This window comes from Burkholderia sp. BCC1638, from assembly GCF_902833195.1.
Lineage (GTDB): Bacteria > Pseudomonadota > Gammaproteobacteria > Burkholderiales > Burkholderiaceae > Burkholderia > Burkholderia diffusa.
The window spans coordinates 221,006-240,581 of sequence record NZ_CADFEC010000005.1 but is presented as its reverse complement, the minus strand read 5'-3'; the positions used below and the strand labels follow the sequence as shown (position 1 = coordinate 240,581).

The window sequence follows — 19,576 nt, the reverse complement described above, 5'->3', positions numbered from 1 at the left end:
ATTCAGACAGCGCGCTCCACGCGTGGCGCAGGCGCTTTCGCAATGATCTCGGCGGCGAGGCGGCGTGCCTCGGCGTCCGCCGCAAGGACGTCGTCGAGCCCGTTCGGGTTACGGTTCGGCAGTGCGTTGAGCACCGCATCGACCGTCGCCGCGATCGCCATGAAGCCGATCCGGCGCTCGAGAAATGCTTCGACCGCGATTTCGTTCGCCGCGTTCAACGCGGCGCTCGCGATACCGCCCTCCTCAAGCGCCTTCAGCGCGAGTGCGAGGCACGGGAAGCGCGTGTAGTCGGGCTTCTCGAACGACAGCTGCGCGATCTGCGCGAGGTCGAGCTGGTCGACACCGGCGTCGACGCGCTCCGGGAACGCGAGCGCGTGCGCAATCGGCGTGCGCATGTCGGGGTTGCCGAGCTGCGCGAGCACCGAGCCGTCGCGGTACGACACAAGCGAATGGATCACGCTCTGCGGGTGGATCAGCACGTCGATCCGGTCGCCCGGCAGGCCGAAGATCCAGTGCGCCTCGATGACTTCGAGGCCCTTGTTCATCATCGTCGCGGAATCGACGGAAATCTTGCGGCCCATCACCCAGTTCGGGTGCTTGCATGCTTCGTCCGGCGTCACGTCGACGAGCGTGGCCGGCTCACGCGTGCGGAACGGGCCGCCCGACGCGGTCAGAATGATCTTCGAGATCCCGCCGTGCTCGTTCTCGTCGCGCGGCATGCACTGGAAGATCGCGTTGTGTTCGCTGTCGACCGGCAGCAGGATCGCGCCATGGTCGCGCACGGCGTCCATGAAGATCGCGCCCGACATCACGAGCGATTCCTTGTTCGCGAGCAGGATGCGCTTGCCGGCGCGCGCGGCCGCGAGGCTTGGCGCAAGGCCGGCCGCGCCGACGATCGCGGCGACGACCGTATCGCAGCCGTCGCTCTTCGACACGTCGACGAGCGCCTGCGGCCCGTACAGCACCGTCGTCTTGCTGCCCGCCGCGCGCAGTTTCGCCTCGACGTGCGTCGCCGTGTTCGCATCGCCGACCACCGCGATTTCCGGTGCGAATCGCAGGCACTGCTCGACGAGCTTGTCGCCGTTGCGGTGCGCGGTCAACGCGTAGACCGAGAAACGCTCGGGATGGCGGGCGACCACGTCGAGCGTGCTGTCTCCGATCGAGCCCGTGGAACCGAGCAGTGTCAGACGTTTTTGCATAGCAGAAATAGTGGTTTAACCAAGCAGCAGCATTGCGAGCGGCAGCACCGGCAGCAGCGCGTCGACGCGGTCGAGCACGCCACCGTGACCGGGCAGCAGGCCGCTCGAATCCTTCACGCCCGCCTGACGCTTCAGCAGCGACTCGAACAGGTCGCCGATCACGCTGTAGACGACCAGCAGCGTCAGCGCGGCCCACGCGCCGGGCATCCCGTAGCGCGCAGCGAATGCGGAAAACAGGGTCGGCTCGAACCAGTGCGCGGCCATCGCGACACCCGCGACGACCATCACGACGAGCCAGCCGCCGATCGCGCCTTCCCAGCTCTTGCCGGGACTGATCGTAACGGCCAGTTTACGCTTTCCGAAGGCCTTGCCCGCGAAGTATGCGCCGATATCGGCCAGCCAGACGACCAGAAGCAGCGACAGCACGAACGCAACGCCCTGCGCGCGCGCCGCGACGACCGCGTGCCAGCAGGCTGCGAACACCACGAGCCCGGCCGCGAGCAGGAACGGCCGCCACACGCCGCCCGCGAGCTCCGGCTTGCGCCGCAGCGAGAACGGGCCGACCAGCAGCCAGAACACGCCGGCCGCCATGAAAAGGGGACGAGACGAAGCGGCTTCGACGCCGAGCGGCGCGGTCGCCGCGAGCGCCAGCGCCGCGACGATCGCGTAGACGACCGAACCGGTTGCGCCGAGCTTGAGCAGGCGCGCCCACTCCCACGCGGCGAACACGAGCACGACGCCGATCAGCGCGCCGAACGCGGCGAGCGGCGCGAACAGCGTCACCGGCAGCAACACTGCCAGCATCACGACCGCCGTGATCACACGGGTCTTCAGCATGAAAGGGAGTCGGCGTTCTGCGATTGTGGTTCGAGCTGCGCGCTGGTGCGCCCGAAACGGCGCTCGCGCTCGGTATACGACGCGATCGCGTCGGCCAGCGCCGCGCCGTCGAAGTCCGGCCAGTATTTGTCGGTGAAATAGAATTCGGCGTACGCGAGCTGCCACAGCAGGAAATTGCTGACGCGCTGCTCACCGCCGGTGCGGATGAAGAGATCGGGCTCCGGCGCATAGGCCATCGCCAGGTGCGGCGCGAACGCGTCTTCGGTCACGTCGACCTCGCGTCCCTCGCGCACGGCCTGCTCGACGAGTTTCTTCGTCGCCTGCAGGATGTCCCAGCGGCCACCGTAGTTCGCGGCGATCGTCAGGGTGAGACGGGTGTTGCGCGCCGTCTTGGTTTCGGCGCGGCGGATCAGTTCGCGGATGCGCGGCTCGAAGCGCTCGAGATCGCCCACCACCCGCAGGCGGATCCCGTTCGCATGCAGCTTGCCGATCTCGCGCTCGAGCGCGGTGATGAACAGCCGCATCAGGAACGACACTTCGTCGTTCGGCCGGCGCCAGTTTTCGGAACTGAACGCGAACAGCGTCAGGTATTCGACGCCGGCGCGCGCGCAGCCTTCGACCACCGCCCGCACGGCATCCACGCCGCGGGTGTGCCCCGCGACGCGCGGCAAGCGGCGTTCGGTCGCCCAACGGCCGTTGCCGTCCATGATGATCGCGATATGACGCGGCACGGCGCCGACATCAGGCACGCGAACGGTAGAGCTGGTATAGGTCATGGCCGTTGAGACAGTAATGCGGGAAGAAGGCGGCGCGCGAGGACGGTCGTCAGACCGTCATGATCTCGGCTTCCTTGCTCTGCACGAGCTTGTCGACTTCGGCAACGTGCTTGTCGGTCAGCTTCTGCACGTCGTCGCTCGCACGGCGCTCGTCGTCTTCCGAGATTTCCTTGTCCTTCACGAGCTTCTTGAGCGCTTCGTTTGCGTCGCGGCGCAGGTTACGGATCGCAACCTTGGCCGTTTCGCCTTCGCTCTTGACCACCTTGGTCAGTTCGCGGCGGCGCTCTTCCGTCAGCGCGGGCATCGGCACGCGGATCAGGTCGCCGGCCGTCGCCGGGTTCAGGCCGAGATCTGCTTCGCGGATGGCCTTCTCGACCTTCGCGACCATGTTCTTTTCCCACGGCTGCACGCCGATCGTGCGTGCATCGACGAGCGTCAGGTTCGCAACCTGCGAGATCGGCACCATCGAACCGTAGTAGTCGACCTGCACGTGATCGAGCAGACCGGTATGCGCACGGCCCGTACGGATCTTCGCCAGATCGTTCTTGAACGCTTCGATCGAGCGCTGCATCTTCTGCTCTACGCCCTTCTTGACATCAGCGACACTCATTTCAACCTCCAAACCTTCCAACCTTCAAAGAACGCGGGCCCCGCCCGGCGCGCCACGCACCGCGGCCGGCGACCCACGCCGCTTGCCCGCATCCGCGGGAGTTTACACGTGGACGAGCGTACCTTCGTCCTCGCCCAGCACGATACGCTTGAGCGCGCCCGGCTTGTTGATCGAAAACACGCGAATCGGCAGCTTCTGGTCGCGGCACAGCGCGAAGGCCGTCGCGTCCATCACCTGCAGATTGCGGCTGATCGCCTCGTCGAAGCTGATCGTCGTGTAGCGCGTGGCCGACGGATCCTTCTTCGGATCGGCAGAATATACGCCATCGACCTTGGTCGCCTTCAGTACGACCTCGGCGCCCACTTCCGAACCGCGCAGCGCGGCGGCCGTATCCGTCGTGAAGAACGGGTTGCCCGTGCCGGCCGCGAAGATCACGACCTTGCCTTCCTCGAGCTGGCGGATCGCGCGGGGCCGGATGTACGGCTCGACGACCTGGTCCATGCGCAGCGCGGACTGCACGCGCGCGACGATGCCGGCGTGGCGCATCGCGTCCTGCAGCGCCAGCGCGTTCATCATCGTCGCCAGCATCCCCATGTAGTCGGCCGTCGCGCGGTCCATGCCGGCCGCGCCGCCCGCGACACCGCGGAAAATGTTACCGCCGCCGATCACGACCGCGAGCTGCGTGCCGAGACCCACGACTTCGGCGATATCCGCCACCATCCGCTCGATCGTCGCGCGATTGATGCCGAAGGCATCGTCGCCCATCAGCGCTTCGCCGGAGAGTTTGAGGAGGACGCGTTTATAGGCATTGGACATAGGGGCTTCCGAGCGACGAGAGGATGACAACCACGAACTGTAGGGGCGAAATACTGATTCGGGCAAGCGCCGACGGTCGGACGGGGGTTCCCGGCCGGCCGGCGGCGGCGCCGGCCGCGGCGGAGCGGACGCCCGCCGCGGATACTGCCTGACTGCTTACTGCTGCTTTGCTGCAGCGACTTGCGCGGCCACTTCGGCGGCGAAGTCGTCCTGACGCTTCTCGATGCCTTCGCCGACGACGAACAGCGCGAACTTCTGCACTGCCGCATTCGCTGCCTTCAGCATCTGCTCGATCGTCTGCTTGTCGTTCTTCACGAACGTCTGGTTCAGCAGCGACACTTCCTTCAGGTACTTCTGGACGCTGCCGTCGACCATCTTCGCGACGATTTCAGCCGGCTTGCCCGATTCGGCAGCCTTCTGCTCGGCGACACGGCGCTCCGTCTCGATCAGTTCCGCCGGCACGTCGGCCGACGACAGCGCGACCGGCTTCATCGCGGCGATATGCATCGCGACGTCCTTGCCGACCTGCTCTTCCGCACCCGTGTACTCGACGATCACGCCGATACGCGCGCCGTGCAGGTACGTTGCGATCTTGTTCGCGGTTTCGAAACGGACGAAACGGCGGATCGACACGTTCTCGCCGATCTTGCCGATCAGGGCCAGACGCACTGCGTCGACCGTCGAGCCGTCGAGCGGCAGTGCCGACAGCGCTGCCACGTCGGCCGGGTTTTGCGTCGCGACGAGTTCCGCGACCGTCTTCGAGAATGCGAGGAAGTCGTCGTTCTTCGCGACGAAGTCGGTTTCGCAGTTCAGTTCGACCAGCGCGCCCGCGTTGCCGCCGACGAACGATGCGACGACGCCTTCGGCCGTCACGCGCGATGCCGCCTTGCTCGCCTTGTTGCCGAGCTTCACGCGCAGCAGCTCTTCAGCCTTGGCCAGATCGCCGTCGGCTTCCGTCAGCGCCTTCTTGCACTCCATCATCGGTGCGTCGGTCTTTGCGCGCAGTTCTGCCACCATGCTTGCGGTAATTGCCGCCATCATTCGCTCCTTGAGTCTGTATTCACAACGCCGCCCGCTTGGACGCGAACGGCCGAAAATCGTTTCCGGACCCGCGCCGATTCGGCGCGATCAGGTCCGGCGCACAAGCTTAAAAAAAGGGGGCCTGTTGAGAGCCCCCTTTTTGCGCCGGCTCGGGGCCAGTTACGCGTTTTCCTCGACGTACTCGTCGTCGCCACGCGCTGCCTGGACCACTTCGTTGACCGCGTTCGCACGGCCTTCCAGGATCGCGTCGGCCACGCCTTCGGCGTACAGCGCGACTGCCTTGCTCGAGTCGTCGTTACCCGGGATCACGTAATCCACACCTTCCGGCGAGTGGTTCGTATCGACCACGGCGATGACCGGCACGCCCAGCTTGTTCGCTTCCGTCACGGCAATCTTGTGGTAGCCGACGTCGACGACGAAGATTGCGTCCGGAATGCCGCCCATGTCCTTCACGCCGCCGATCGACTTCTGCAGCTTGGCGATTTCGCGTTCGAACAGCAGCGCTTCCTTCTTGCTCATCTTCTCGAGCTCGCCCGCCTCGACTGCCGCTTCCATGTCCTTCAGGCGCTTGATCGAAACCTTCAGCGTCTTGAAGTTGGTCATCATGCCGCCGAGCCAGCGTGCGTTGACGTACGGCATGCCCGCGCGCTGCGCTTCCTGGGCGATCGTGTCACGCGACTGACGCTTCGTGCCGACGAACAGGATCGTGCCGCGGTTCGCTGCCAGCTGGCGCACGTACTTCTGTGCGTCCGTGAACATCGGCAGCGTCTTTTCGAGGTTGATGATGTGAATCTTGTTGCGGTGACCGAAAATGAACGGAGCCATCTTCGGGTTCCAAAAACGGGTCTGGTGACCGAAGTGGACACCCGCTTCCAGCATTTGGCGCATCGTGACTGCCATGTAAATTCTCCACGAGGGTTGGGTCTTAAGCCGGCTGCCGTACCGCCGCGCGAACGCGCCCCGAAGGACCCTCGTTCCGCGCGGCCGGCACCCTGGTTGCGCCGGCTTGCGATTCGGCACGTGCGAAAATGCCCGTGCCGCAAGCCTTTCATCGCCATGCCGCCCTGTACCGCCCGATGACGGACATGTTCGGCATTTGGATGTCGACTTAGCCAAAGAGTATAGCACGCCGATTTGTCGGCTCTCAAGTCGCCCGGCACTTTCGCTTGCCGCGCGGCAGTCGGCCGGGCAATCCGCGAAAACCCGCATCGGCACCGCCGGCAGGGGCTGCGAGGCCCGCCATAAGGTGCGATAATCCGTCAATTCACCGCATTCCAGGCATACCTCGATGGCTATTACGCTCAAAAACGAACACGACATCGCCGAGATGCGCGTCGCCTGCCGTCTCGCGAGCGAAGTGCTCGACTTCATCACGCCGCACGTCGTCGCGGGCATCACGACCGCCGAACTCGACCGGCTCTGTCACGAATTCATGCTCAACGAGCAGGGCACGATCCCCGCGCCGCTGAATTATCAGCCGCCCGGCTATCCGCCGTACCCGAAGGCCACCTGCATCTCGGTCAACGACGTGATCTGCCACGGCATTCCGGGCGAGAAGGTGATCAAGAACGGCGACGCGCTGAACATCGACATCACCGTGATCAAGAACGGCTACTTCGGCGACACCAGCCGGATGTTCATCGTCGGCGAGGGCTCGATCCTCGCGAAGCGCCTTGTACAGACCACCTACGAGTGCATGTGGCTCGGCATCGACCAGGTCAAGCCCGGCGCCCACCTCGGCGACATCGGCTACGCGATCCAGAAGCATGCGGAAGCGCAGGGCTACAGCGTCGTGCGCGAATACTGCGGCCACGGCATCGGCACGGTGTTCCACGAGGATCCGCAGGTCGTCCACTACGGCCGTCCGGGCACCGGCATCGAGCTGAAGGCCGGGATGATCTTCACGATCGAGCCGATGATCAACGCCGGCAAGCGCGATATCCGCACGATGCCCGACCAGTGGACGGTCAAGACGCGCGACCGCAGCCTGTCCGCGCAGTGGGAGCACACGGTGCTCGTCACCGAGACGGGCTACGAGGTGCTGACTGTGTCCGCCGGCACGCCCGCGCGCCCGGTGTTCGCGCAACCGGCCGCCGCGGTCTGAGCGCCGCCGCCCCACCCGCCCCTGACCTGCTGACCTGAACGGCCCGCCCATGAGCGCTCACGCCGCCCCCTCGCCCGAAGCGCTGTCGCGGCGCGCCGAATTCAAGGCCGCCAAGGCCGACATGCTCGAGCGCTTTCGCAGCGCGACGAACGTCGCGTCGCTGATGCACGCGCTGTCGAAACTCACCGACGACGTGCTCAAGCGCGTGTGGGACGACTGCGGGCTGCCCGCGACGCTTGCACTCGTCGCCGTCGGCGGCTACGGGCGCGGCGAGCTCGCGCCCTACTCCGACGTCGACATCCTCGTGCTGCTGCCCGATGCGCACGACCCGGCGCTCGACGCGCGCATCGAGCGCTTCATCGGGATGGCATGGGATCTCGGCCTCGAGATCGGCAGCAGCGTGCGCACGGTCGCCCAATGCATCGAGGAAGCGTCGCAGGACGTCACAGTGCAAACCTCGCTGCTCGAGGCGCGCCGCATCGTCGGCAGCACCGCGCTGTTCGAGCGCTTCACCGTGCGGTATCACGAGGCGCTCGACGCGCGCGCGTTCTTCACCGCGAAGGTGCTCGAGATGCGCCAGCGCCACGCGAAGTTCCAGGACACGCCGTACAGCCTCGAGCCGAACGTGAAGGAAAGCCCGGGCGGGTTGCGCGACCTGCAGACGATCCTCTGGATTGCGCGCGCGGCCGGCTTCGGCAGCAGCTGGCGCGAACTCGACACGCGCGGCCTCATCACCGATCGCGAGGCGCGCGAGCTGCGCCGCAACGAAGGATTCCTGAAGACGCTGCGCGCGCGGCTGCACGTGATCGCCGGACGCCGCCAGGACATGCTCGTGTTCGACCTGCAGACGCAGGCCGCCGAGAGCTTCGGCTACCAGCCGACGCAGGCCAAGCGCGCGAGCGAGCAGCTGATGCGCCGTTACTACTGGGCAGCGAAAGCGGTCACGCAGCTGGCGACGATCCTGATCCAGAACATCGAGGCGCAGCTGTTTCCCGCGACGAGCGGCATCACGCGTGTGCTGTCACCCGATCGCTTCGTCGAGAAGCAGGGCATGCTCGAGATCGTCGACGACGGCGTGTTCGAACGCCATCCGGACGCGATCCTCGAAGCGTTCCTGCTGTACGAGGCGACCCGTGGCGTGAAGGGTCTGTCCGCCCGGACGCTGCGCGCGCTGTACAACTCGCGCGAGATCATGAACGACACGTGGCGGCGCGATCCGCAGAACCGCCGCACGTTCATGCAGATCCTGCAGCAGCCCGAAGGTATCACGCATGCGTTCCGGCTGATGAACCAGACGAGCGTGCTCGGCCGCTATCTGCTGAATTTCCGCCGCATCGTCGGCCAAATGCAGCACGACCTTTACCACGTGTACACGGTCGACCAGCACATCCTGATGGTGTTGCGCAACATTCGCCGCTTCGCGGTGGCCGAGCACGCGCACGAGTACCCGTTCTGCAGCCAGCTGATCGGCAATTTCGAGCGCCCGTGGGTGCTGTATGTCGCGGCGCTGTTCCACGACATCGCGAAGGGCCGCGGCGGCGACCACTCGACGCTCGGGATGGCCGACGCGCGGCGTTTCTGCCGCGAGCACGGGATCGCCGGCGACGACGCGGCGCTGATCGTGTGGCTCGTCCAGCATCACCTGACGATGAGCCAGGTCGCGCAGAAGCAGGACACGAGCGACCCGGAGGTCATCAAGCGCTTCGCCGAAGTCGTCGGCAACGAGCGCTACCTCACCGCCCTCTACCTGCTGACCGTCGCCGATATCCGCGGCACGAGCCCGAAGGTGTGGAACACGTGGAAGGGCAAGCTCCTCGAAGACCTCTACCGGATTACGCTGGCAGTGCTCGGCGGCGCCAATCCCGACGCGCATTCGGAACTGAAGTCGCGGCAGGAGCAGGCGCTCGCGCTGCTGCGCCTCGAGACCGTGCCCGACGACGCGCACCGCGCGCTGTGGGATCAGCTCGACATCGGCTTTTTCCTTCGCCACGACGCGGCCGACATCGCATGGCAGACGCGCGTGCTGTACCGGCACGTGAACGCCGAGACCGCGATCGTCCGCGCGCGGCCGTCGCCGATCGGCGACGCGCTGCAAGTGCTCGTGTACGTGAAGGACCGCCCCGACCTGTTCGCGGGCATTTGCGCGTACTTCGACCGCAACGGGCTGTCGGTGCTCGATGCGCGCGTCAGCACGACGCGGCACGGCTATGCGCTCGACAACTTCATCGTCACGCAGACCGAACGCGACGTGCGCTACCGTGACATCGCGAATCTCGTCGAACAGCAACTCGCGACGCGCCTTGCCGAAACCGCGTCGCTGCCTGAGCCGTCCAAGGGTCGCCTGTCGCGGCTGTCCCGGACGTTTCCGATTACGCCGCGCGTCGACCTCCGGGCCGACGAGCGCGGTCAGTACTACATCCTGTCCGTGTCCGCCAACGACCGGCCGGGCCTTCTCTATTCGATCGCGCGCGTCCTGGCCGAGCATCGGGTCGGCGTCCACGCGGCGCGGATCAATACGCTCGGCGAACGCGTCGAGGACATCTTCCTGCTCGACGGTGCCGGCCTGTCCGACAACCGCTTGCAGATCCAGCTCGAAACCGAATTGCTGCGCGCGATCGCAGTCTGAATGAATCCCAGCGTTTATGCGCACCAAATTGACCGTCAAGAATCCGCGGCCGGCGTCGCCGACCCGCGCACCTGTCCGCTCTGGCAGCCTCGTCGCCCGCAAGGCGGTGCGCCCCGCCGCGCCGTCCGCGGCCGACAAGCCGCCGCGCCCGAAGAAGGCCGCCGCACCGGCCGCCGCCGGCGAGCGCGCGTTCAAGCCGCGCGGCGCGGAGGGCCCGGGTGCGGAACGCGCTCCGGCGAAGCGCGCACCGCGTGACGGCGGCGCCGAGCGCGGCTATCGCAGTGACGCGAAGCCTGGCGGCCGCGCCGAACGCGGCGACGCCCGTCCGTATCGCGGCACCGACGGCAAGCCCGATGCGCGGCCGCGCCGTGCGGGTACCGAAGGCGGTGCACGTGCGCCCTATCGTGACAAGGCAGCCGGTGAAGGCGAAAAGCGCAGCTTCGGCGAACGCCGCACGACATCCGACCGCCCGGCCCGTCGCAATGATGACGAGGCACGCCCGCGCCGCGCAGGCGCTGAAGGCGGCGCACGTGCCCCCTACCGCGACAAGGCAGCCGGCGCAGGCGAAAAGCGCAGCTTCGGCGAACGCCGTACGTCGTCCGACCGCCCCGCGCGTCGCAGCGACGACGATGCGCGCCCGCGCCGCGCAGGCGCTGAAGGCGGCGCACGTGCCCCCTACCGCGACAAGGCAGGCGGCGCAGGCGAAAAGCGCAGCTTCGGCGAACGCCGCACGACCTCCGACCGCCCGGCCCGTCGCAATGACGACGATGCACGCCCGCGCCGCGCAGGCGCCGAAGGCGCTGCACGCGCACCCTACCGCGACAAGGCAGCCGGCTACGGCGAAAAGCGAAGCTTCGGCGAACGCCGCACGTCGTCCGATCGCCCGGCGCGCCCCGCACGCGACAACGAACGTAGCGGCACCGAACGCCGCTCGACCGGCGCCGCGCTGAAGACCGCGCAACCGGTCAAGCGCCGCGCCGCCGACGTCGACCGCGGCGACGAAACGGGCCTGATGCGCCTGTCGAAGCGCATGTCCGAACTCGGCCTGTGCTCGCGCCGCGAAGCGGACGAATGGATCGAAAAGGGCTGGGTGCTCGTCGACGGCGAACGCATCGACACGCTCGGCACCAAGGTCCGCCCGGACCAGAAGATCGAGATCGACGAGCGCGCGAGCGCCGCGCAGGCCGCGCAGGTGACGATCCTGCTGCACAAGCCGGTCGGCTACGTGTCGGGTCAGGCGGAAGACGGCTACGAGCCGGCATCGGTACTGATCACGCGCGCGAACCAGTGGAGCGGCGACCGGTCGCAACTGCGCTTCTCGCCGCAGCATCTGCATGCGCTCGCACCGGCCGGGCGGCTCGACATCGATTCGACCGGCCTGCTCGTGCTGACGCAGAACGGCCGGATCGCGAAGCAGCTGATCGGCGAGCAGTCGGACATCGACAAGGAATACCTGGTGCGCGTGCGCTTCGGCGAACGGCTGATCGACATCGACCAGCACTTCCCCGCGGAATCGCTCGCGAAGCTGCGCCACGGTCTCGAGCTCGACGGCGTCCCGCTGAAGCCCGCGATGGTGAGCTGGCAGAACGGCGAACAGTTGCGTTTCGTGCTGCGCGAAGGCAAGAAGCGCCAGATCCGCCGCATGTGCGAGCTGGTTGGTCTCGAAGTGATCGGCCTGAAACGCGTGCGGATGGGCCGCGTGATGCTCGGCGCGTTGCCGCAAGGGCAATGGCGCTATCTGTCGGCTGACGAGTCGTTCTGACGGCGGGCACGCACTGCGTGCCGCGCAATGCAAAAAGCCCGCGCGAGCGGGCTTTTTTCGTTTCGGTACGGCGACGGCGCGCGCGGCCGCATGAAGGTCAGTCGTCGTCGGCCGGATCAAGCCCCGGAAACAACACTTCGGTGAAGCCAAAGCGCGTGAAGTCGGTGATCCGCATCGGATACAGCTTGCCGATCAGGTGATCGTATTCGTGCTGGACGACCCGCGCGTGGAAGCCTTCGGCGACGCGGTCGAGCTTCGCGCCGAACTGATCGAAGCCGCTGTAGCGCACCTTCGCATAGCGGCTGACGACGCCGCGCATGCCCGGCACCGACAGGCAGCCCTCCCAGCCCTCTTCCATGTCCGGCGGCATGTACTCGAGCTTCGGGTTGATCAGCACCGTCTCGGGCACGGGCGGTGCGTCCGGATAACGGTTGTTGCTGCCGAAGCCGAAGATGATGATCTGCAGACCGACACCAATTTGCGGCGCGGCAAGCCCCGCACCGTTCGCGTGATGCATCGTCTCGAACATGTCCGCGACGATCTCGTGCAGTTCGGGGGTATCGAACCGCTCGACCGGCTTGGCGACTTCGAGCAGGCGCGGATCGCCCATCTTCAGGATCTCGCGAATCATGGCGTGTTGCCCTCCAGGAGTTGGTGCAGTCCGTCTTCGTCCAGCACGGGGATGCCGAGTTCCTCGGCCTTCGCGAGCTTGCTGCCGGCGTCAGCGCCCGCGACCACGTAATCCGTCTTCTTCGATACCGAGCCCGCGACTTTCGCGCCCGCCGCTTCGAGCATCTCCTTCGCCGCGTCGCGCGTGAGCGTCGGCAGCGTGCCCGTCAGCACGACCGTCTTGCCGGCGAGCACGCCCTGCGGCGCCTTCGGCGCGGGCGGGCCTTCGGGCCACGTGACCTTGCCGGGCGCACGCAACTGCTCGATCACCGTGCGGTTGTGCTCTTCCGCGAAGAACTGGTGCAGCGACTCGGCCACGATCGGACCGACGTCGTTCACTTCGAGCAGTTCCTCGATCGACGCGTCCATGATCGGCGTCAGCGACCCGAAATGCTTCGCGAGATCCTTCGCGGTCGATTCGCCGACATGGCGGATCCCGAGCCCGTAGATGAAGCGTGCGAGGGTCGTGTGCTTCGCCTTTTCGAGCGAGTTGAGCAGATTCTGTGCGGACTTCTCGGCGAACCGGTCGAGTTCCGCGAGCGTCGCGAAACCGAGATTGAACAGGTCGGCCGGCGTGCGCACGAGGTTCAGTTCGACGAGCTGATCGATGATCTTCTCGCCGAGCCCGTCGATGTCGAGCGCGCGGCGCTGCGCGAAGTGCCACAGCGCCTGCTTGCGCTGCGCCGGGCAAAACAGGCCGCCCGTGCAGCGCGCGATCGCCTCGTCGGGCAGGCGCTCGATCTTCGAGCCGCATACCGGGCACTCGGTCGGCATCACGAACTCGGCCGCATCGGCCGGCCGGCGGTCGAGCAGCGCGCCGACGACTTCGGGGATCACATCGCCCGCACGCCGCACGATCACGGTATCGCCGATCCGGATGTCCTTGCGGCGCACTTCGTCCTCGTTGTGCAGCGTTGCGTTGGTTACCGTCGCGCCGCCGACGAACACCGGCTCGAGCCGCGCGACCGGCGTGATCGCGCCCGTGCGGCCGACCTGCACGTCGATCGCGACGAGCTTCGTCAATGCTTCCTGCGCGGGGAACTTGTGCGCGAGCGCGAAGCGCGGCGCGCGCGACACGAAGCCGAGGCGGTCCTGCTCGTCGCGCCGGTTGACCTTGTAGACGACGCCGTCGATATCGTACGGCAGCGATTCGCGCTTCTCGCCGACCTTGCGGAAGAAACCGAGCAGGCCTTCGGCACCGAGCACGACCGCGCGTTCGCGGTTCACTGGCAGGCCGAGCGACTCGTACCAGTCGAGCAGCGCGCTGTGCGTGTCCGGCATCGGCATCCCGTCGAGCACGCCGATCCCATACGAGAAGAACGACAACGGACGCTGCGCGGTGATCTTCGGGTCGAGCTGGCGCAGGCTGCCGGCCGCCGCATTGCGCGGATTCGCGAATTCGCGCTGCTCGGCCGCGCGCTGGCGTTCGTTCAGGCGTGCGAAATCGCGCTTGAACATCAACACCTCGCCGCGCACGTCGAGCACGGCCGGCACGTGCGCGCCCTTCAGCTTCAGCGGGATCGAACGGATCGTGCGGACATTCTCCGTCACGTCCTCGCCGGTCGTGCCGTCGCCGCGCGTCGATGCCTGCACGAACACGCCGCGCTCGTAGCGCAGCGAGATCGCGAGCCCGTCGAACTTCAGCTCGCATGCGTATTCGACGGGATCCGTCACCGAGCCGGCGAGATCGGTCGTCTTGCCGAGCGCATCGGCGACGCGCTTGTCGAACGCGGCGATGTCCTCGTCGGCGAAGCCGTTGTTCAGCGACAGCATCGGCGCGTCATGGACGACCGGCGTGAAACCGCTCGCCACTTCGCCGCCGACGCGCTGCGTCGGCGAATCGGGCGTCACGAGTTCCGGATGGTCGGTTTCGAGCTGTTGCAGCTCGCCGAAGAGCCGGTCGTATTCGGCGTCGGGCAGATCCGGCTGGTCGAGTACGTAATAGGCGTAATTCGCCCGCTCGAGTTGATCGCGCAGCCACGCGGCACGCGCGTCGGGGTGGCTGGCTGGCGGTTCGGCTTGGGTTCGGGCCATGCTGGCGGCAATTCGCTCTGAAAAATCGGATGTTCGATTATCTCAGTTTGACGCCGCGGCGGGGGCACGCGATGCATGCCGCGCAGGCCCGCTGCGGTGCACACGGACGGAGTGTGCGGCGCTGCAACGACAACGGGCGACGGCATCGCAGGCCGTCGCCCGTGAACGCGTTACTGGCTGAAGAGGCGGCGCGTGACCGGCGAACCGGCCGGGATGCCCGCTTCCTCGAGCTTCGCGTACAGCTTCATGAGTTGCTGGTCGATCGCCACCAGCGTCGATTCCGGCAGCGGCCGGCGCGAATCGTCGACGACCCGCGCACCGATCCGCTCGGACAGCGACTTCGCGTAGTCGCACATCAGCCGGAACGGCAGGATGTCCTCTTCGGCAACCGGCACGTCGAGCACCAGCGTGATCATGTTGCCGCCCTTGTAGGTCAGGTCGTCACGCAGGAAGTTCGTGTCGCCGAACTGCAGCATGAACACGGGGTTCTGCTTCGCATCGAGCTTCACGAAGCGCGTGCCGTCGCGCGACAGCAGCAGCCCGTCCTGGGAAGCGACGGCCTGCACGTAGTTCGCCGACCACGGCGCGCCATCCGACATCACGTTGATCGACAACTGCGCGTCGCACTGCGCGGCAAAGCCGTCGAGTTCGCGCGCCATCGCGACCGTCTCCATCATGTCCGGGAATTCCGGTGCGCCGTCGATCGCGTCGGCGAATTGCTGGACGCCCGTCACGAATTCGGAGAATTCGAGTTCGTTCAGCGCGCCGCTGCGGTTCGCGAGCTGGGCGGCGGCACGCAGCTCTTCATAGCGCACGCCGTTCTGCAGCAGTTCCCACTGGCCGCCTTCCGGCTTGCCCTCGATATGCACGGGCTTGCTGCCCGCGCGGCGCAGCCGCTGCGCGACCGGCAGGATCTTGTCGCCCGGCAGCGGCGCGCCGAGGCGAATCGGCACGATGCAGTCGATCCGGCGGTCGACGATCGCGGGCGGCGCCGACGAAATCGTCGTCGCGGCGGGCAGCACGGGTTCAGCCGGTTCATTCGAGGCATCCTCGGCCGGTGCTTCCTGCGTGGCGGCGACCGCACCTTCGTCGACGGCCTGCTCGGTCAACGCCGACGGCGCGTCGACGCCGGTGGCCTCGGCCTGCAGGTCGGCCGGCGTGTCGGCAGGCGCCACGCCACCGAAAGTCGGCTCGACGCGCGCGGCGTCGGCCGACGCGCTCGCGGCAGCGGCGGCCGGTGCCGGCGCCGTGGATTCGCGGCGCACGGGCTGGCGCACCGGCTCGATGAACGGCAGCTCTTCATCGCGCTCGGGGCGATTCATCGCCTCGGCCGTCTCTTCCGGCATCGGACGCGGCATCCTGCGCCGCACCTTCGCGCCCTGCCACGCGTTGTAGACCACGACGCCGCCCACCACGACGGCGCCCGCGCCGATCAATCCGAGTGTCAACTCGTCCATGCATGCTCCATCAGCAATTCTTGTTCGTCGGACCCGCGAACGGGCGCCCATGCGCCGCGCGAACGCGGTCCGGTTTCGTCAAACGTCAATTCTGGGCAAAACCCGCGGCGGTTTCCATGTCCACCGCAACGATCCGCGACACGCCCTGCTCCTGCATCGTCACGCCGATCAGCTGCTGCGCCATCTCCATCGCGATCTTGTTGTGCGAGATGAAGAGGAACTGCGTCTTGTCGGACATCGCGCGCACGAGATTCGCGAAACGCTCGGTGTTCGCGTCGTCGAGCGGCGCGTCGACCTCGTCGAGCAGACAGAACGGCGCCGGGTTCAGCTGGAACATCGCGAACACCAGCGCGGTGGCGGTCAGCGCCTTTTCGCCGCCCGACAGCAGGTGGATGGTCGCGTTCTTCTTGCCTGGCGGCTGCGCCATCACCTGCACGCCCGCGTCGAGGATCTCGTCGCCCGTCATGATCAGCTTCGCCTGGCCGCCGCCGAACAGGCGCGGGAACAGGTCGCTGAAGTGACGGTTGACCTCGTCGAACGTGCCCTGCAGCAGCGTGCGGGTTTCCTGGTCGATCTTGTGGATCGCATCCTCGAGTGTCGTGATCGCATCGGTCAGGTCGGCCGACTGCGCATCGAGGAACACCTTGCGCTCGCTCGCGGCCTTCAGCTCGTCGAGCGCGGCCATGTTGACCGGGCCCAGCGCGTTGATCGCGTTGTTCAGGCGCGTGACCTCGCCCTGCAGGTACGACGGTTTCAGGTCGGGCGTCAGCTTCTCGCGCAGCGCTTGCTCGTCGACCTCGGCCGCCGCGAGCTGCTCGGCAAACTGCTCGACGGACAGGCGCGCGGCCTGCTCCTTCAGCTGCAGCTCGGTGATGCGGTCGCGCAACGGCTGTAGCGAACGCTCGGCGACGAGACGCTGCTCGTCCGAGGCGCGCAGCTTAGCCGTCAGGTCGTCGAGTTCGATCCGCGCGGCCTGCAACGCCTCTTCCTTCACCGCGCGAATTTCGAGCGCGTCCTGCAGGCCCGTGTGCGCGGTCTGTTCGTTGATCGTTTCGAGTTCGGCGCGCGCGTCTTCCAGCGACGCGGCGACGCGCTCGCTCTGCTCGTGCGCAACCTGGATGCTGCGCTTGAGCTCGTCGATCCGCGTGACCGCGTTGCGCGCGGCGAAGCGTGCGTCGTTCGCGCCGCGCTCGAGGTCGCGCGCTTCCTGGCGCGCCTGCGTCAGCGATTCGTCGAGCGCCTCGAATGCGAGCTGGTTGTCCTCGAAGCGCGCCTGCAGTTCCGCGAGTTCGCCGTCGAAACGCTCGAAGTTCGCTTCCGATTCCGCGCGCAGCGCGCGCTGCTCGTCGATCTGCGCGCCGATTTCCTCGAGCTCCTCGCGGATCTGCGTGCTGCGCTGCGTGTAGCGCTCATGCGCCTGTGCGAGTTTCAGCACGTCCATCTGCAGTGCGTGCACGCGCTGCGTCGCGCGCTCGGCCTGCGCGCGCACGTCGCCGAGCGCCTGCGTGGCCTGCGTGTGCGCGGCCTCCGCCCGCACGGCGGCGGTGCGGGCCTCGTCGGCGAGCAGCGCCTGCGCGCGCACCTGGCGCGTCAGGTTCTCGATTTCCTGCTGGCGTGCCAGCATCCCGGCCTGCTCCGAATCGGCCGCGTACAGCTGCACGCCGACACGCGTGACGATGTGGCCGGCCTTGACGACGAACGCGCCGCCTGCCGGCAGTTGCGCGCGCGTCGCGAGCGCCTGCGCGACGTCGTCGGCGACGTACACGTTGCCGAGCCAGTCGTTCAGCACCGCACGGATGCCCGCATCGTCGATGCGTACGAGCGACAGCACCGGGCGCAGCCCGGCTGCGGCGGCCGGCGGTTCACCGGCCGCGGGCGGCGCGTAGAACGCGAGCTTCGCGGGCGGCGCGTCGGTCGCGAACGCCTTCACCCAGTCGAGATTCGACACTTCGAGCGCAGCCAGACGGTCGCGCAGCACGGCCTCGAGCGCCGCTTCCCAGCCCGCCTCGACGTGCAGCTTCTTCCAGAGACGCGGCAGCGCGCCGAGCTCGTGCTTGTCGAGCCACGGCTGGATCTTGCCTTCGGTCTGCACGTTCTCCTGCAGCTGCTTGAGCGCGGCGAGCCGCGCCTCGAGCTGGTGGATCTGCGCGCTTTCGGCCTGCACGCGCTCCTGCGCGGCACGGCGTTCGCCGTCGAGGCGCGGCAGCGCGTCCTGCGCATCGGTGAGGCGTGCCTGGGCTTCGGCGAGGATCTCTTCCTGCTCGGCGAGCTGCATGCGCAACTCCTCGAGCTGGGCTTCGTCCGGTGCGTCGAGCCCGCCCGCCTCGGACTTCAGGCGTTCGTGGCGCTGCTGAAGCTGCTGGAGCTGCTGGTCCGCATTGCGCTGGTGCGCCGCCTCGAGCTTCAATGACTGTTCGGTCTGCGCGATCCGCGCGCGTTCGTCGTTGAGCTGCGCCTGCGCATCGCGCCATTTCGCCTCGAGCGCCGGCAGCGCGTCGTGTTTCGCGGCCGCGTTGTCTTCAGCAAGCGCGGCCTTCTCGTCGGCCATTGCCCGCGCTTCTTCGGCTTCCTCGAGCTCGTCCTGCGCCTTCTCGGCCTGCGCGCGCCATTGCTCGCGCTGCGCGTTCAGCGCGGCGATCTGCGCCTGCACGCGATTGCGCGATTCGACGATGAACTTGATCTCGGCCTCGAGGCGGCTCACTTCGGCGTTCGCCTCGTAGAGCGCCCCCTGCGCGCCCTGCATCGCGTCGCTCGCCGAATAATGCGCGACCCGCAACGTCTCGAGCTGCGACTCGACCTCGCGCAGCTTTGCCGTCTGCGCCTCGAGGTCGATCTGCGCCTGCTCGATCGCGCGCTGCTGCTTCTGCTGCTCGCTCGCGGCCTCGTTCTTGCGCAGCAGCCACAACAGGCGCTGCTTCTCCTCGCCGTCGGCGACGAGTTCCTTGTATTTGGTCGCGACGACGGCCTGCGCCTCGAGCTTCTCGAGGTTCGCGCCGAGCTCGCGGACGATGTCCTCGACGCGCGTCAGGTTCTCGCGCGTGTCGTGCAGGCGGTTCTCCGTCTCGCGGCGGCGCTCCTTGTACTTCGACACGCCGGCGGCTTCCTCGAGGAACACGCGCAGCTCTTCCGGCTTCGCCTCGATGATCCGCGCGATCATGCCCTGGCCGATGATCGCGTACGCGCGCGGGCCGAGGCCCGTGCCGAGGAAGATGTCCTGGATGTCGCGGCGGCGCGCCGGCAGGTTGTTGATGTAGTAGCTCGACGTGCCGTCGCGCGTCAGCACGCGCTTCACGGCGATCTCGCCGTACTGGCCCCACTGCCCGGCCGCGCGGCCGTCGGAGTTGTCGAAAATCAGTTCGACGCTGGCCCGGCTGCCGGGCTTGCGTGCGGTCGAGCCGTTGAAGATCACGTCCTGCATCGACTCGCCGCGCAGCTCGGACGCGCGCGACTCGCCGAGCACCCAGCGCACGGCATCGATGATGTTGGACTTGCCGCACCCGTTCGGGCCCACCACGCCGACAAGCTGGCCCGGAACCTGGAAATGCGTGGGATCGACAAAGGATTTGAAGCCAGCGAGTTTGATCGAGCTCAGACGCACGGCGGTATCGGATGTGAAGAAGGTGTGAAACGGACGGGGCCGCGACG

General features: G+C 67.3%; 14 protein-coding genes. 3 read left to right on the top strand and 11 right to left on the bottom strand.

All coding sequences use genetic code 11. The annotated features are described in order from the left end of the window. Positions 1-2: 2 nt before the first annotated feature. From HWX22_RS08135 to rpsB, 7 genes are all read right to left on the bottom strand, one after another. The gene (locus HWX22_RS08135) at positions 3-1,199 is read right to left on the bottom strand and encodes a 1-deoxy-D-xylulose-5-phosphate reductoisomerase (protein ID WP_175915363.1); all 1,197 of its coding nucleotides are present in this window, start codon (positions 1,197-1,199) and stop codon (positions 3-5) included. Positions 1,200-1,214: 15 nt separating this feature from the next. Then, complete coding sequence (locus HWX22_RS08130) at positions 1,215-2,036, bottom strand: phosphatidate cytidylyltransferase (protein WP_175908858.1); 822 nt, start codon at positions 2,034-2,036, stop codon at positions 1,215-1,217. Beyond that, the gene (gene uppS, locus HWX22_RS08125; RefSeq protein ID WP_006758563.1) at positions 2,030-2,812 is read right to left on the bottom strand and encodes a polyprenyl diphosphate synthase; all 783 of its coding nucleotides are present in this window, start codon (positions 2,810-2,812) and stop codon (positions 2,030-2,032) included. The genes HWX22_RS08130 and uppS overlap by 7 nt, the downstream gene beginning before the upstream one ends. A 49-nt stretch (positions 2,813-2,861) precedes the next feature. Continuing rightward, positions 2,862-3,422: a ribosome recycling factor gene (frr, locus tag HWX22_RS08120; protein WP_006752152.1), complete on the bottom strand. Its 561-nt coding sequence runs from the start codon at positions 3,420-3,422 to the stop codon at positions 2,862-2,864. A 102-nt stretch (positions 3,423-3,524) separates the two neighbouring features. Continuing rightward, on the bottom strand, positions 3,525-4,238 hold the full coding sequence (gene pyrH / locus HWX22_RS08115) for a UMP kinase (protein ID WP_011885142.1): 714 nt from the start codon (positions 4,236-4,238) through the stop codon (positions 3,525-3,527). A 156-nt stretch (positions 4,239-4,394) separates the two neighbouring features. Beyond that, the gene (gene tsf, locus HWX22_RS08110) at positions 4,395-5,276 is read right to left on the bottom strand and encodes a translation elongation factor Ts (protein WP_034188848.1); all 882 of its coding nucleotides are present in this window, start codon (positions 5,274-5,276) and stop codon (positions 4,395-4,397) included. Positions 5,277-5,438: 162 nt separating this feature from the next. After that, on the bottom strand, positions 5,439-6,179 hold the full coding sequence (rpsB, locus tag HWX22_RS08105; protein ID WP_006483818.1) for a 30S ribosomal protein S2: 741 nt from the start codon (positions 6,177-6,179) through the stop codon (positions 5,439-5,441). 388 nt (positions 6,180-6,567) lie between these two features. Between rpsB and map the strand changes: the two genes are divergently transcribed. From map to HWX22_RS08090, 3 genes are read left to right on the top strand one after another with little or no spacing between them, the layout of a single operon-like run. Continuing rightward, complete coding sequence (gene map, locus HWX22_RS08100; RefSeq protein WP_021159103.1) at positions 6,568-7,383, top strand: type I methionyl aminopeptidase; 816 nt, start codon at positions 6,568-6,570, stop codon at positions 7,381-7,383. Between the two features lie 49 nt (positions 7,384-7,432). After that, entirely contained in the window at positions 7,433-10,009 is a 2,577-nt protein-coding gene (locus HWX22_RS08095; protein ID WP_059817742.1) for a [protein-PII] uridylyltransferase, read from the top strand. A gap of 16 nt (positions 10,010-10,025) precedes the next feature. After that, positions 10,026-11,771 (top strand): pseudouridine synthase, encoded by a 1,746-nt coding sequence (locus HWX22_RS08090; RefSeq protein ID WP_175915362.1) that lies wholly within the window; start codon positions 10,026-10,028, stop codon positions 11,769-11,771. Between the two features lie 97 nt (positions 11,772-11,868). Here the strand turns inward: HWX22_RS08090 and def are convergent, their stop codons facing one another. The 4 genes from def to smc form a co-directional block, all read right to left on the bottom strand. After that, positions 11,869-12,402 carry a peptide deformylase gene (def, locus tag HWX22_RS08085; protein WP_059511077.1) on the bottom strand — a complete coding sequence of 178 codons (534 nt, stop codon included), beginning with the start codon at positions 12,400-12,402 and terminating at the stop codon, positions 11,869-11,871. Continuing rightward, positions 12,399-14,474: an NAD-dependent DNA ligase LigA gene (ligA, locus tag HWX22_RS08080; protein ID WP_175915361.1), complete on the bottom strand. Its 2,076-nt coding sequence runs from the start codon at positions 14,472-14,474 to the stop codon at positions 12,399-12,401. Before ligA ends, def begins: the two co-directional genes overlap by 4 nt. Positions 14,475-14,644: 170 nt before the next feature. After that, complete coding sequence (locus HWX22_RS08075) at positions 14,645-15,931, bottom strand: cell division protein ZipA C-terminal FtsZ-binding domain-containing protein (RefSeq protein WP_175911677.1); 1,287 nt, start codon at positions 15,929-15,931, stop codon at positions 14,645-14,647. Between the two features lie 85 nt (positions 15,932-16,016). Continuing rightward, complete coding sequence (gene smc / locus HWX22_RS08070; protein WP_175915360.1) at positions 16,017-19,529, bottom strand: chromosome segregation protein SMC; 3,513 nt, start codon at positions 19,527-19,529, stop codon at positions 16,017-16,019. Positions 19,530-19,576 lie beyond the last annotated feature (47 nt).

What these genes read in the sequence shown, in the direction of transcription:
- HWX22_RS08095 (WP_059817742.1), top strand. Translation starts at nt 7,433, where the DNA reads ATGAGCGCTCACGCCGCCCCCTCGCCCGAAGCGCTGTCGCGGCGCGCC.
- def (WP_059511077.1), bottom strand. Translation starts at nt 12,402, where the DNA reads ATGATTCGCGAGATCCTGAAGATGGGCGATCCGCGCCTGCTCGAAGTC.
- HWX22_RS08130 (WP_175908858.1), bottom strand. Translation starts at nt 2,036, where the DNA reads ATGCTGAAGACCCGTGTGATCACGGCGGTCGTGATGCTGGCAGTGTTG.
- HWX22_RS08135 (WP_175915363.1), bottom strand. Translation starts at nt 1,199, where the DNA reads ATGCAAAAACGTCTGACACTGCTCGGTTCCACGGGCTCGATCGGAGAC.
- ligA (WP_175915361.1), bottom strand. Translation starts at nt 14,474, where the DNA reads ATGGCCCGAACCCAAGCCGAACCGCCAGCCAGCCACCCCGACGCGCGT.
- HWX22_RS08075 (WP_175911677.1), bottom strand. Translation starts at nt 15,931, where the DNA reads ATGGACGAGTTGACACTCGGATTGATCGGCGCGGGCGCCGTCGTGGTG.
- tsf (WP_034188848.1), bottom strand. Translation starts at nt 5,276, where the DNA reads ATGGCGGCAATTACCGCAAGCATGGTGGCAGAACTGCGCGCAAAGACC.
- frr (WP_006752152.1), bottom strand. Translation starts at nt 3,422, where the DNA reads ATGAGTGTCGCTGATGTCAAGAAGGGCGTAGAGCAGAAGATGCAGCGC.
- map (WP_021159103.1), top strand. Translation starts at nt 6,568, where the DNA reads ATGGCTATTACGCTCAAAAACGAACACGACATCGCCGAGATGCGCGTC.
- uppS (WP_006758563.1), bottom strand. Translation starts at nt 2,812, where the DNA reads ATGACCTATACCAGCTCTACCGTTCGCGTGCCTGATGTCGGCGCCGTG.
- HWX22_RS08090 (WP_175915362.1), top strand. Translation starts at nt 10,026, where the DNA reads ATGCGCACCAAATTGACCGTCAAGAATCCGCGGCCGGCGTCGCCGACC.
- rpsB (WP_006483818.1), bottom strand. Translation starts at nt 6,179, where the DNA reads ATGGCAGTCACGATGCGCCAAATGCTGGAAGCGGGTGTCCACTTCGGT.
- pyrH (WP_011885142.1), bottom strand. Translation starts at nt 4,238, where the DNA reads ATGTCCAATGCCTATAAACGCGTCCTCCTCAAACTCTCCGGCGAAGCG.